General features: G+C 63.1%; 9 protein-coding genes. 3 read left to right on the top strand and 6 right to left on the bottom strand.

The window, feature by feature from the left end; translation table 11 throughout:
- Positions 1-66: 66 nt before the first annotated feature.
- From ACK6BI_RS05805 to ACK6BI_RS05785, 5 genes are all read right to left on the bottom strand, one after another.
- Positions 67-1,053: a lysylphosphatidylglycerol synthase domain-containing protein gene (locus ACK6BI_RS05805; protein ID WP_409316325.1), complete on the bottom strand. Its 987-nt coding sequence runs from the start codon at positions 1,051-1,053 to the stop codon at positions 67-69.
- Positions 1,050-2,336 (bottom strand): cardiolipin synthase ClsB, encoded by a 1,287-nt coding sequence (gene clsB, locus ACK6BI_RS05800; protein ID WP_409316324.1) that lies wholly within the window; start codon positions 2,334-2,336, stop codon positions 1,050-1,052. The genes ACK6BI_RS05805 and clsB overlap by 4 nt, the downstream gene beginning before the upstream one ends.
- Positions 2,333-3,130, bottom strand: a complete 798-nt coding sequence (locus ACK6BI_RS05795) for an endonuclease/exonuclease/phosphatase family protein (RefSeq protein WP_409316323.1) — start codon at positions 3,128-3,130, stop codon at positions 2,333-2,335. Before ACK6BI_RS05795 ends, clsB begins: the two co-directional genes overlap by 4 nt.
- Complete coding sequence (locus tag ACK6BI_RS05790) at positions 3,127-4,053, bottom strand: DUF72 domain-containing protein (RefSeq protein ID WP_409316322.1); 927 nt, start codon at positions 4,051-4,053, stop codon at positions 3,127-3,129. Before ACK6BI_RS05790 ends, ACK6BI_RS05795 begins: the two co-directional genes overlap by 4 nt.
- A 111-nt stretch (positions 4,054-4,164) precedes the next feature.
- Positions 4,165-5,376: an MFS transporter gene (locus tag ACK6BI_RS05785; RefSeq protein ID WP_409316321.1), complete on the bottom strand. Its 1,212-nt coding sequence runs from the start codon at positions 5,374-5,376 to the stop codon at positions 4,165-4,167.
- A 190-nt stretch (positions 5,377-5,566) separates the two neighbouring features.
- Here ACK6BI_RS05785 and ACK6BI_RS05780 point away from each other — a divergent pair, with 190 nt between their 5' ends.
- On the top strand, positions 5,567-7,669 hold the full coding sequence (locus ACK6BI_RS05780; RefSeq protein ID WP_409316320.1) for a mechanosensitive ion channel domain-containing protein: 2,103 nt from the start codon (positions 5,567-5,569) through the stop codon (positions 7,667-7,669).
- Here the strand turns inward: ACK6BI_RS05780 and ACK6BI_RS05775 are convergent.
- Complete coding sequence (locus ACK6BI_RS05775) at positions 7,663-11,958, bottom strand: DEAD/DEAH box helicase (RefSeq protein WP_409316319.1); 4,296 nt, start codon at positions 11,956-11,958, stop codon at positions 7,663-7,665. The genes ACK6BI_RS05780 and ACK6BI_RS05775 overlap by 7 nt on opposite strands.
- 178 nt (positions 11,959-12,136) lie before the next feature.
- On the opposite strand from ACK6BI_RS05775, the gene ACK6BI_RS05770 reads away from it, so the two are divergent.
- Positions 12,137-13,021 (top strand): sugar nucleotide-binding protein, encoded by an 885-nt coding sequence (locus ACK6BI_RS05770; protein ID WP_409316318.1) that lies wholly within the window; start codon positions 12,137-12,139, stop codon positions 13,019-13,021.
- Complete coding sequence (locus ACK6BI_RS05765; RefSeq protein ID WP_409316317.1) at positions 13,014-13,943, top strand: NAD-dependent epimerase/dehydratase family protein; 930 nt, start codon at positions 13,014-13,016, stop codon at positions 13,941-13,943. The genes ACK6BI_RS05770 and ACK6BI_RS05765 overlap by 8 nt, the downstream gene beginning before the upstream one ends.

Below are 13,943 nucleotides of genomic sequence, written 5' to 3'. Positions count from 1 at the left end.
TGCCGATGGAATGCGTTCTCCTGGGCACGAGCCCGCTCGCGAAGGCGTTCTGTCAGGCGGCAAGGCTCATTTGGGTTTCTTCTCGATCCGCAACGCCTTGGCCTTGGCTTCCACCACCAGGTACATCACCACGGTGATCAACAGCGGCAGCAGAAAATAGATCGCCCGATAGGCCAGCAAACCGGCCACCAGGCTGCCGCGTGAAGCCTCGTGTTGCAGCAGGGCGACGAACACGGCTTCGAGCACCCCGAGCCCCGCCGGAATGTGGGTGATGACGCCGGCAATCGCGCTGATCAGCAGCACGCCGAGCACCAGCGGGTAGTCGAGTTTGCCCGGCAGCAAAGTGAAAATCACCGCTGCCATCAGCGACCAGTTCAGTGCGCCGAGCAGCAGTTGCAGAACGGCCATGCGCAGCGACGGCAGGTTGATTTCCACCCCGCGGATCGACCATTCGCGCCGTCGGGAAAACCGGCACGCAACCAGATAACCGGCACTCAGCAACAGCAACAGCACGCCGATGCCCTGTAACGCATCGCTGCTGACTTTCCAGCCCGGCGGCATGCTGACCAGTCCGCTGCTGAACACCGCACCGGCAATGGTCATGTAGCCGAACCAGTTGGTAGCCAGGCTCAACCCGAGGATCTTGGCGATGTTGCCTTTGCTCACCCCGAGCCGCGAATACAGGCGATAGCGCATGGCGATTCCACCGACCCACGCGCTCAGATTGAGGTTGAACGCATAACTGATGATGCCCACCGGCAGGATCTGTTTCCAGGTCAGGTCCTGGCGGATGTAGGTGCGGCCGATCAGGTCGAAACTGGCGTACACCAGAAAGCTCAGCAGCGTCAGGCTGGCGGCGATGAGCAGCGTGCGCACCTTGAAGTCGGCGAGGGTTTGCAGCACTTCAGCCCATTCGATGCGGGTGGCGAACAGCGTCAACAAGACGATCAGTGCAAGAAAAAACAGCAGCGTCAGCGGACGCTTCCAGCGGCTCCAGCGAGAGCTGGCCACGGTCGGCGAGTGCGTCGCGGCGTGTGCATCGGAACGGCTCATGATGGATCGCTCCCGCGCTTGCCAATGAAGGGTTTCAACCGGGGTTTATGCGCGGGCAGCCAACCGGCCATGGCCGGGAAATGGCGCAGGAAGTGAAACACCAGAAAACCCACGGTCATGTGCCAGATGCGTCCACGCGGAGCCTTGTCCGGGTCCATGGCCTTGCAGTGGTTCTGGCTGAGGTCTTCGAGACGCTCGAACAGCGCCTGATTGAAGGCCCGGTCGCGGATCAGCACGTTGGCCTCGAGGTTCAGCGACAGGCTCAGCGGATCAAGATTGCTCGAGCCGACGGTGCTCCATTCCTCATCCACCAAAGCGACTTTGCCGTGCAGCGGTCGCTGGCAATATTCGTGAATCTGCACCCCGGCCTTCAGCAGATAGTCGTAAGTCATGCGCGCAGCGAGCTTGGCCACCAGCATGTCCGGCTGGCCCTGCAGGATCAGTCGCACATCGACACCGCGCCGCGCCGCGTTACGCATCTCGCGCAGCAAGCGATAACCGGGAAAGAAATAGGCATTGGCGATCACCACCCGGCGTTTCGCCCGACGCAGCACCTGCAAGTAAACGTCTTCGATATCGGTGTGATGTTGGTCGTTGTCGCGAAACACCAGGCGCACCTGACCGTCATGCTCGGTGAACGCCATTTCCGCCCGTCGCTGGCGCCGGCGCTGCCACCAGAAGCGCGCCCGGCCGGGGCGACCGCTTTGCAGCAGGGCGAAATGGTGAATATCGGTCACCGCCGGGCCCTGGATTTCCACCGCGTAATCCTGCTTCGCCTCGGGGCCGAAATCGGCCAGGTGATCACCGGAAAAATTGATCCCGCCGATGAACGCGATCAGCCCGTCGACCACCACGATCTTGCGGTGCAGGCGACGGAACCAGTTGGTGCGAAAACCAAGGTGTTTCGGTGCCGGGTCGAAGATCTGCAAATGCACGCCAGCATCGCTCAGCGCCTCCAGATAACCGGTGCTCAGTTCACCGCAGCCGAAGCCGTCGAGACTGACCGTGGTGCGCACGCCACGTCGGGCGGCATCGATCAGGATCTGCTGCAGTTCCTTGCCGACCTTGTCTTCGAAAACGATGAAGGTTTCCAGCAGGATTTCGCTCTTTGCCGCACGCATCGCGTCGAAGACTCGCGGGAAGTATTGCTCACCGTTTTCCAGCAGTTCGACACGGTTGCTGCCCTGCCAGCCATAGTCGACCTCGACATGGCCTGGTTCTCGTATCGGCGGGTTGAGGGTGATCGTTTCGGCGGCGGTTTTTTCCAGCGGCGCGCTGCTCATAGTTCGATCTCCACGGACAGCGGCACATGATCGGACAGGTGTGACCAGGGCCGGTTGGCAAGGACCTTGGGCTGGCGGGCTTTGAGGTTGCGCACGTAGATGCGGTCCAGCCGCAGCGCCGGCCAGCGCGCCGGAAAACTGCGCGCCGGTTTGCCCTGATGTTCGGCAAACACTTCACGCAGACCGCAAGGCGCTAGCAGCGCATCGGCGCGCTGGCGCCAGTCGTTGAAGTCGCCGGCGACAATGACCGGCACGTCGTCGGGTAGCTCGGCCAGGCGTTTGCCCAGCAGCCTCAGCTGGGCGTTGCGATGGCTTTCCCGCAGGCCCAGGTGCACGCAGATCGCATGCAGTTCGCGATCGTCTCCCGGCAGACGCAAGACGCAGTGCAACAGGCCCCGGTTTTCGTGGCCGCTGATCGAGACGTCGAGGTTGTCGTGGCGCACGATCTGGAATTTCGACAACAGCGCATTGCCGTGATCGCCATCGGGGTACACCGCGTTGCGCCCATAGGCGAACTGTGGCCACAGGCTGTCGGCGAGGAACTCGTACTGCGGCATGGCCGGCCAGTTGTCATAGCGCTTGGGATGGTGTTCGTGGGTGCCGTGCACTTCCTGCAAAAACACCACGTCGGCGGACACGCTGCGTACAGCCTCGCGCAACTCCGGAAGAATGAAACGCCGGTTCAGTGCGGTGAAGCCTTTGTGGGTGTTGACCGTCAGCACCGTGAAGCGACGTACCGTGGTGATGACGGTGGCCTGTTCATCGGTGACGCCGACCGGCTCGGGAATGCTCATGCCAGCACTCCTTCGGCAACCGGTTCGCCGGGAGCCGTGACAAGGTCTTTGTCGAGGTCGAATCGATGCAGCAGGCTGCGCGCATCGAAAGGTGCGCGGACTTTGACGTCGTTGTCGAAGTAGCAGAAGACTTCCCGTGATTTGCGCGCCCGGGGCTTGAGGCGTGGGGCGATCAAGTGGGCGTCACGGGGTTGCCGGCCGTGCTGCCAGGCGTCGATGCGTTCGGCCCAGCGTTTGATGGCCGTCTCGGTGTAGCCGCTGGCATAGAGTTCTTCGGCACCGTGCAGGCGCAGGTAGACGAAATCGCTGGTGAGATCCTCGCGATACGGCCACTTGCCGGCGGTGTCGGCAATCACCAGCGCCGTGTTGTAGCGCTTGAGCAAGCGGACGAAGTCCGGATCGATGAAGCTGTCGTTACGGATTTCCACGGCGTGCCGCAGAGGTTTCTTGCCGTAGGCCTTCAGGCTGGCATGGCCGTGCAGATGAGCGTCGTGCTGGCGGGCGAGTGCAGCGGCCGCCTGGGTGTCGTGAGGGAGTTGCGTGAGGAAGTGTTCGAAAAGAGCCGGATCGAATTTGAAGCTGGGCGGAAACTGCCAGAGTATCGGCCCGAGCTTTTCCTTCAGTTCGAGCACCCCGGAAGCGAAGAAATTCGCCAAGGGCTTTTCGATATCGCGCAAGCGGCGGATGTGGGTAATGAAGCGCGGCGCCTTGACGCTGAACACAAAGTCGTCAGGCGTCTCGGCGTACCACTGGGCGTAGCGTTCCGGCCGTTGCAGGGCGTAGAACGATCCGTTGATTTCGATGCTGTTGACCGCCCGGGAGGCGAACTGCAGTTCGCGCTTCTGCGCCAGCCCCCGTGGGTAGAAGTCGCCACGCCAAGGGGCATAGCGCCAGCCCGAAATCCCGATATGAATCGCCGTCATGCCGTCCTCCCGTCGAAAGTCCTCGTGCAGCCTCTGTCTGGTGATGACTGTGGGCGGTTCGGGAAAGTTTCGACGGGACTACGGACGGTATCTTCTGGCGCAAGCGTCGGATCAGTGGCCGGCAACGATGCGTGTGGGGCCTGTGGCGGACTCGGCATGGACCGGGCCCAGACGATCGAGGCGACCGCTCAACGCTGTCAGCGCCCATGCCACCAGTACTACCAGCCCGCCGATCCACGCGGTATGGATCAGTCCGATATGCGCGACAATCAGCCCGCCACCCCAGGCACCACCGGCAATGCCGAGATTGAACGCGGCAATGTTCAGCCCCGAAGCCACATCCACCGCCTGCGGAGTGTGATGTTCAGCCTGACGCACCACGTAAACCTGCAAGCCCGGCACATTGCCGAAGGCGACGGCGCCCCAGACCAGCACGGTCGCCAGCGCCAGCCACGGATTGGCGGCGGTGAAGGTGAGGATGAACAGCACGGCGGCGAGCAGGGCGAAGATGATTTTCAGAGCGCTGATCGGCCCGCGTTTGTCCGCCAGTTTGCCGCCCCAGATATTGCCGACGGCCACCGACACGCCATACACCAGCAGCACCAGGCTGACCGCGCCGGCACTGAAGCCTGAGAGGTCCTGAAGAATCGGCGCCAGGAAAGTGAAGGCAATGAACGACCCGCCGTAACCGATAGCGGTCATGGCGTACACCAGCAGCAGGCGTGGCTGTTTGAGCACTTGCAGCTGTTGCAGCAACGACGCCGGTTTGCTGTGGGCGATGTTTTTCGGCACGTACAGCAAGCTGCCGATAAACGCGATGACACCCAGCGCCGACACGGCAAGGAAGGTTTCACGCCAGCCGAAATGCTGGCCGATGAAGGTGCCCAGCGGAACCCCGGTGACCAGCGCCACGGTCAGGCCGGTGAACATGATCGCAATCGCACTGGCGGCTTTTTCCTTGGGCACCAGGCTGGTGGCGATGGTCGAGCCGATGGAGAAGAACACGCCGTGGGCCAGACCGGTGACGATCCGCGCCAGTACCAGCGATTCATAACTCGGCGCCAGCCAGGCCAGCAGGTTGCCGAGGGTAAACAGCACCATCAGCGACAGCAGCAACAGTTTGCGCGGGACTTTGCCGGTGAGCGCGGTCAGCACCGGCGCACCGATGGCCACGCCGAGGGCGTAGAGGCTGACCAGCAGGCCGGCGGACGGCAGACTGACGCCGAGATCGGCGCCGATGGTGGGAAGCAGGCCAACGATGACGAACTCGGTCGTTCCGATGGCGAATGCGCTGAGGGTCAGCGCGAGCAAGGCAATGGGCATGACGGCACTCCGGTAGGGGGATTGAATGGAGCGCAGTGTCAGGGTTTGGCAGGGGGCGAAAAATACAGGGACGGGCATTTGATATTTGACCTCGGCGCAAAGATCAAAAGCCGCCGGCAACGCGTTCTTGAACTTTGCCGAGCAAAAAACGCTCAGTTCCTTACAGGTTCAACCAAGGGAGCTTTGCGTTTTGACCAGGTTCAGGATCGCGATTCTATTGGGGGCATTGCTGTTGTCCGGTGGCCATGCGGTGCAAGCCGCCAGTCTGCCGGGCGTCCCGGCAGCCACCGCAAAAACCGCCGAACCCGAGCCGTTGGTGCAGGGCGGACTGCTCGGCGCCATCAGTTCCAGCATTGATGATGTGCAGGACAAACTCGACCTCAACGAGCATCTGGTCGACGCGTGGCGCCTGCGTGCCGACCGGGCGGCGGATGAAGTCGACAGACTGGTCAATCAGCCGTCGGATCGCTCCGGGTGGAGCGTGGCCGGGGATTTCATGATGCTGTCCGGCGTGTGGCTCGGCACCTTCGCCGTGCTGACGGTGCTGGGCAGTGTCTTGGCCAGGCGGATGCGTGAGGGGCGCTGGTTGCGCACTCGCCAGCGCAGTCAGGATCTGATCGGTTATTGGTTGCCCTACACGCTGCCAGCACTGATCTGTCTGCCGTTGACCCTGTACGTCAGCCACTTCCTGTCGGCCTCGGTTGGCCGGGCGCTGGCGCTGTGTTTTGCCTATGCCACCAGCAGCGGCATTTTTTCCACCTCGATGCTGTTGTGTGTGGTGGTGATGTTCAACATCGGCCACAAGCGACGCGCGGTGCAGATCATCCGCGACTACTGCCCGAAACCGCTGTTCCTGATCGGCTTCCTTGCAGCGCTCAGCGATGCGTTGACCAGCCCGCAGATCGCCCGGCAGCTGGGCGGTAACATCACCAGCAGTGTCGCGGTGTTCACCGGGCTGCTGGCTTCCATCATCTTTGGCTTGCTGGTGATTCGCCTGCGTCGGCCGGTGGCGCACTTGATCCGCAACCGATCGCTGGCGCAGCGTCTGAAACAGCCGTCGTTGCAGGAGTCACTGCGTATTTTCTCTGGGCTCTGGTACTGGCCGATCGTGTTGATGGTGCTGGTTTCGGCGGTCAATCTGATCGGCATCGGCGAGGACAACCAGAAAGCCCTGCGCTGCGCGCTGTTCACCACAGTGCTGCTGATCGGTACGGTGTTTCTCAGCACGGTGCTGCAGCACCTGTTCAAGTCGCGCCGGGCCGAGGCGATCCAGCGCAGCAGTGCCTACAAGGAGCGGTTCCTCAGTCTTTTGCATGCGCTGCTGCGGATCGTCATCGCGATTGCATTCATCGATATTCTCGGGCGGATCTGGGGTGTTTCGCTGATCGACTTCGCGCAAAGCAGCACCGTCGGCCGGGCGATCAGCAATGCCTTGAGCAGCATCGGCCTGATTTTCCTCGTGACGTGGCTGCTGTGGGTGGTACTCGACACGGCGATTCAGGAAGCGCTGAAGCCACCGGTCAGCAAACGCTCGGCGCGCCAGCCCAGCACCCGGGTGAAAACCATCCTGCCGCTGCTGCGCAACGCGATCAAAATCATCCTGGTGGTGATCTGCGCGATCACCACCATGGCCAATCTCGGGATCAACGTCGCGCCACTGCTGGCCGGCGCCGGGGTGGTCGGTCTGGCTATCGGTTTCGGCTCGCAGCAACTGGTGCAGGACGTCATCACCGGGTTGTTCATCATCATCGAAGACACCCTGTCGATCGGCGATTGGGTGGTGCTCGATTCCGGGCACGCCGGCACGGTCGAAGGCCTGACCATTCGCACCCTGCGCCTGCGCGACGGCAAGGGCTTCGTGCATTCGGTGCCGTTCGGTCAGATCAAGGCGGTGACCAATCAATCGCGGCAGTTCGCGTTCGCGTTTTTCTCGGTGCAGTTCACCTACGACACGGATGTCGACAAGGCCATCGAGCTGATCCGCGAGGCGGGGGATTCGATCCGCGAAGACCCGTTCCTCAAGTACAACCTGCAAGGGCCGCTGGACGTATTCGGCGTGGACAAAATGGACCTGAACGGCGTGGTGCTGACGGCGCAGTTTCGTACCGTGTCCGGCGGGCAATACGCGGTGAGCCGGGCCTTCAACCAGCGTTTGAAAAAGCTTGTGGATAACAGCCCGTGGGTGCATTTCGCGCAGACTTATCCACAGCAGGTTCTGTTGCCCACGCGCCAGGAAAACGAGGGGGTGGCGCATTCGTCGGTGGTGCTGCCGGAGCAGGCGCGTACTCAGTGACGGGTCAGCCTGTCGCGGATTTCGCTCATGACGGATTGATCCAGCTCCACCCAGAACTGCTGCTTGCCGGCGACTTCGGCTGCCACCGGCAAGCCGTCGCGATACACCAGCCGATTGCTCGCCAGCGCCGGGACTTTCGCGCCGGGCAACAAGGTGCCGGCGAGGTTCAGCGGATCGACCCCGCATACGGCTATCAGGCTGCCGTCCTGGGGCCGGCGGCGCACTTCGCGCAGCAGCGGAATCGCTTCGGGCAGGGCGAATTGTTCGCCGGCCAGGCCACTGACAAATCGTCCGCCGCGAATCTCACCCCGGGCCTCCAGTCGATGGAACGTGCGCAAGAGTTCGCGCCAGCTCGGCAGCCAGTCGGCCTCGCGCTCCAGCAGGCGCCAGAACACCACGCCGTAACGACGCAACAAGGTCATGGCGATGTGTTCAAGGGTTTCGGGCGACGCGGTTTGACGGCTATCCACAACTGGCCCACGACGTAACAGCGCCCAGCGCCCGGCATCGTCCATGCCACCCACGAACGCCCCGCGCCCGCGTCGACTGCTGCGTTGCTGGCGCTTGCTCGCCGGCGTGATCAGCGCACGCAATCCGGCAAAGCTGTCGGCATTCACCAGACCGGCACCCACCAGTTCCTGCAAGGCGATTTCCAGTTCGCTGCGCAGCAGGTGCGCTTCGTGAATCAGTTCATCGAAAAACAGCGCCCCGTGCTGACTGAGGGCCTCGAAGACTTTCTGCGTCTTGGGCGACAGTTCGCTGACCGGCGTCTGTTCGGCCAGCGAACTCCACAAACCGACCTGACTGCGCGGCAGTAACACCACCGGCGTGTTGCGCAGCGCCGCGCCGCCGGTTTTCTGCCTGGCGCTGAGCCGCGTCCACACCAGTTTTCCGCTGCGGCAAAGATCATCCAGCCAACTCGGCGAATAGTCCTTGAGCCGCGCCGCAAGGAGGTCGCTGTCCCAGGCCGAGGCGGCTGCCGGAAAGCCTTCGAACTGAGCGACAATCGCCGGCAACATGGCGCTGCCCTGACCCCGGGTGGACGGGGACAGGTGCTGCCAGTCGAACAGGAATCGCATGAAGTCCTGCAACGCCACCGGTTCGATTTCCCGGCGCAGACGCTTGACGGTGTAGCGGTGGATTCGCGCCAGCAGATGCCGCTCGCACCATTCTTCAATCGTCAGCCCCGGCGTGAAGCGACCACGCAGCACATAACCTTCGCGCTCCAGTCGGGCCAGGGCTTGATGAACGTCTGCCGGTGGCAATGACAAGGGCTCGGCGATGGCCTCCAGACTCAGTGGGCCGAACGCGCTCAGTCGTGCGCGGATGACTTCCACCAGAGCATCGTCGGCAGTCCAGGCCTCATCGAAACCGGGCAACGCCGACAGTGTCGAGTGCGCCTGTGGATAAAGCGCTTGCAGACAGGTCAGGCGTTCCCGTGCCAGCCACAGCGGGTGATCGCGATCGATCTGCAATCGACAGGCTCGACCGGTGTCGGCCAGGACATTCAGCCAGTCGCGCCATGGCGGGTTGGCCTCGACTTCGCGGTCAGTGATGCACGCCAGAGTCATCAACGCTTCGTGCATTTCATCGGCATTGTTCGGCGTCGGCCACGCCACTTCGCGCACGGCTTCTATCGCATCGGCATCCAGCGCGCCCAGATCATCGGTGGATTGCGGATCGCTCCAGCGGCGGTTCAGCACCGCCTGGGTACGACGCTCTTCCAACGGCGCATCGTCGAGAAAGGTGTAGGGCCGGGCACTGAGGATTTCCGCGGCCAGCGGCGAGGGCGCCGGAAGGTCGCGGGCGATCAGCCGCACTTCACCACGCTCCATGCGCCGCAGGAGTTCGAGCCAGCCCTCGCTGTCCATCGCTTCGTGCAGGCAATCGTCGAGGGTCTGTTCCACCAGCGGATGCTCGGGGATCTCCCGTTCCCCGGCGAGGTTTTCCAGGCAGGCGATCTGATCGGGAAACACACTGGCTATCAGGTCTTCGCTTTTCATTCGCTGCAACTGCGGCGCGACTTTGCGCCCGCCCGTGTAGCGCGGCAGGGCCAGCGCCACCCCGGCGTTCCAGCGCCAGCGCACACCGAACAGCGGCGCATCCAGCACCGCCTGAATCAGGATGTGCTCGGCACTGTTGCTGTGCAGATAACGCCAGACGTCGTCGAGTTCGAAACTGTGGCTGGTGGACAGCGACAGGACGATGGCGTCTTCGCTCGCGGCAGCCTGCAATTCGAAGTTGAAGGTGCGACAGAAACGCTTGCGCAGCGCCAGACCCCAGGCCCGATTGATTCGACTGCCGAACGGCGAATGAATGATCAGTTGGGTGCCGCCGGACTCGTCGAAAAACCGTTCCATCAGCAACGTATCCCAGGACGGCAGGGCGCCGAGGGCGAGGCGGGCGCGGGCCAGATAATCCACAAGTTGCTCGGCGCTGGCCGGATCCAGGGCGAGGGTTGCAGTCAGCCAGTCGAGGGCTGGTTGCAGATTACCGGGGCTGGCGCTCAGCAATTCGTCGAGCTGTGCCTGCAGGCGTGCCACGGCCATCGACAATTCGGCGCTGCGACCGGGGGCCTCGCCGAGCCAGAACGGGATCGTCGGCGGCTGGCCCTGGGCATCCTCGACCCGCACCTTGCCGGTTTCCACCCGCAGGATCCGGTAGGAGGTATTGCCGAGCTGGAACACATCGCCGGCAATGCTTTCGACGGCAAAGTCTTCGTTGACGCTGCCGATGTTCAGGCTTTGGGGTTCCAGCAGCACGCTGTAGTCGGCGTTGTCGGGGATGGTGCCGCCGCTGGTGACGGCGGTCAGCCTTGCGCCGCGCCGCCCGCGCAGGGTCCGGCTCACCGCGTCGCGATGCAGATAGGCACTGCGAATGCCCTGGCGACCGGTGTAACCCTCGGCGAGCATGGTCAGCAGCGCCTGATAGTGTTTTTCATCGAGACGGGCGTAGGGTTCGGCGCGACGGAACAGTGCGAGCAAGTCGTCTTCGGCCCACTCCTGACAACTGACTTCGGCGATGATCTGTTGCGCCAGCACGTCCAGCGGTGCTTCGGGGATGTGCAGGGTGTCGAGTTCGCCTCGGCGCACGCAGTCGAGCAGCGCGGCGCATTCGATCAGGTCATCGCGGGTAGTGGCGAACAGCCGTCCCTTGGGCGTGCCACCGACCTGGTGTCCGGAACGGCCGACCCGTTGCAGAAAACCGGCAATCGAACGCGGCGAGGCAATCTGACACACGAGGTCGACTTCGCCGATGTCGATCCCCAGTTCCAGCGATGCGGTGGCAATCAGCACTTGCAGTTCGCCACGCTTGAGCCGCTGCTCGGCGTCGAGGCGAAACTCCTTGGCCAGACTGCCGTGGTGCGCCGCTACGGCGTGTTTGCCGAGGCGTTCGCTCAGGTGTCGGCTCAAGCGTTCGGCCAGGCGTCGGGTGTTGACGAAAATCAGCGTGGTGCGGTGTTCCCGGGCCAGTGTGGCGAGGCGGTCGTAGACCAGTTCCCAGACGTCATTGGCCATCACTGCCGATAACGGCACCGGGGGCACTTCGATGCCCAGATCCCGTGGGCGGGCGTGGCCGATGTCGATGATTTCACAGGGGCGCTCATGGCCCACCAGAAACCGCGCGACCGCATCGATCGGTTTTTGCGTGGCCGACAGACCGATGCGGGTCAGCGGTTCGGTACACAACGCCTGCAAGCGTTCGAGGCTCAGGGCCAGGTGGCTGCCGCGTTTGCCGGCGGCGATGGCATGGATTTCATCGACGATCACCGTGCGCGTGGTGCCGAGCATTTTGCGCCCGGATTCCGAGCCCAGCAGTACATAGAGCGATTCCGGGGTGGTCACCAGAATGTGCGGCGCGCTCTTGCGCATGGCGGCGCGGTCTTTCTGCGGGGTGTCGCCGGTGCGTACGGCGGTGGTGATTTCCAGTGGCGGCAGATCCATCTGACGTAACTGTTCGGTGATTCCCTCAAGTGGATTCTGCAGGTTGATACGGATGTCGTTGGACAGCGCCTTGAGCGGCGAGACGTAGACAACCAGGGTTTCGTCGGGCAGACCGCCCGGGGTTTCCAGGCCACGATGGACCAGTTCGTCGAGCACCGCCAGGAACGCGGTGAGGGTCTTGCCGGAACCGGTGGGCGCGGCGATCAGGGTCGAGCGACGCTGACGGATCAGCGGCCATGCGCGGGCCTGGGCGGCGGTGACCGTCGCGAAAGTGCGGTTGAACCAGGCGCTGACGGCGGGGTGAAAGCCTGCCAGGGCCGCGTCCTTGGGGAGGGGCAGATTCATGTCTGCAGTTATGCGGGTGGACGGGGGAAGTTGCAAGTACCGCCGGGGATCTACACTTTACGGGTGACGGTTGCGCACTAAACCCGCAAAATGCAACGATTCCGGCAATTATCGACGACGGTGCCCCCCGCATTGTCGCCAAAGCCATCGTTTCAATCAGACTGGGCCTGCTGACTCTATGCGAATGCGCCTTATGTTACTGGGCGGCGGAAATGCCCTTGGGCAGGCGCTGATTCGCCTCGGTGCAGAAGAAGACATCGGTTTTCTTGCTCCCCGCCCGCCCGAAGACGGCTGGGATGCCGCGAGCCTGACACAACTGCTCGACGACACCCGTCCCGATGCACTGATCAACCTTGCCTACTATTTCGACTGGTTCCAGGCGGAAACTGTCAGCGAAAGCCGTCTGTCGGGCCAGGAGCGCGCCATCGAACGGCTGGCCGAGCTGTGCCAGCATCACAATATCGTGCTGGTGCAGCCGTCCAGCTACCGGGTATTCGATGGCTCCCGTGCCACTGCCTACAGCGAAAAGGACGAGCCGGTGCCATTGGGCCTGCGGGGGCAAGCCCTGTGGCGAATCGAACAGAGCGTGCGAGCCACCTGTCCGCAACACGTATTGCTGCGCTTCGGCTGGCTGCTCGACGACAGCCCGGACGGCATCCTCGGGCGCTTTCTCGCCCGTGCCGAGCAACCGGACGAGTTGCTGCTGGCCGACGACCGTCGGGGCAATCCGACCCCGGTCGACGATGCAGCGCGGGTGATCATTTCGGTACTCAAGCAACTCGACTGCGCCGCGCCGCTGTGGGGCACTTATCACTACGCCGGCCATGAAGCGACCACGCCGCTGGCACTGGGGCAGGCGATTCTCACCGAGGCCCGCAGCCTGCATCCGCTGGCGATCGAAGAGCCGACCGCCCAGGCCCACGCCGCGCGCGAGGATGCCGCCGAAGAGCCACAACACGCGGTGCTGGCCTGCAAGAAAATTCTGCACACTTTCGGGATCAAGCCGCGCGCCTGGCGTGCCGCGCTCCCGGGCTTACTGGATAGGTTTTATCGTCATGGCTGAAGGCCCTGTTTTAATCACTGGCGGCGCCGGTTTCATCGGTTCGCACCTGACTGACGCGCTGCTCGCCAACGGCCATTCGGTACGGATCCTCGATGACCTGTCGACCGGCAAACGCAGCAACCTGCCGCTGGACAATCCCAGGGTCGAACTGATCGTCGGCGACGTCGCCGATGCCGCACTGGTCGCTCAAGCGATGCAAGGTTGCAGCGCCGTAGCACACCTGGCCGCCGTGGCCTCGGTGCAGGCGTCGGTGGACGATCCGGTGAAGACTCACCAGAGCAATTTCATCGGCACGCTCAATGTCTGCGAAGCCATGCGTCAGGCGGGCGTCAAGCGTGTGCTGTTTGCCTCCAGCGCAGCGGTCTATGGCAACAATGGCGAAGGCCAGTCGATCGACGAAGACACGCCCAAGGCACCACTGACACCGTACGCCTCGGACAAACTGGCGGGCGAACACTACTTCGATTTTTACCGTCGTCAGCACGGTCTGGAACCGGCGATCTTCCGTTTCTTCAACATTTTCGGCCCGCGCCAGGATCCGTCCTCGCCGTACTCCGGCGTGATCAGCATCTTCAGCGAGCGCGCACAGAAAGGTTTGCCGATCACCGTGTTCGGCGACGGCGAGCAGACCCGGGATTTCATGTACGTCGAAGACCTGGTCGATGTGCTGGTGCAGGCCCTGGAACAACCTGAAGTGCAATTCGGTGCGGTGAACGTCGGCTGGAATCAGGCGACCAACCTCAAGCAGATGCTGACCGCACTGGAGGCCGTTGTCGGAGAGCTGCCGCCGGTCAGCTACGGCCCGGCGCGCTCCGGCGATATTCGTCATTCGCGGGCGAACAACAGTCGCTTGCTCGAGCGCTTCAAGTGCCCGGCGCAAACGCCGATGAGCGTCGGCCTGGCGCGTCTGCTCGGCCGCTGA

Source organism: Pseudomonas sp. KCJK9016, assembly GCF_046231795.1.
Taxonomy (GTDB): domain Bacteria; phylum Pseudomonadota; class Gammaproteobacteria; order Pseudomonadales; family Pseudomonadaceae; genus Aquipseudomonas; species Aquipseudomonas bananamidigenes.
The sequence above is the reverse complement of the archived record's forward strand: the minus strand, read 5'-3'. Positions and strand labels throughout refer to the sequence as shown.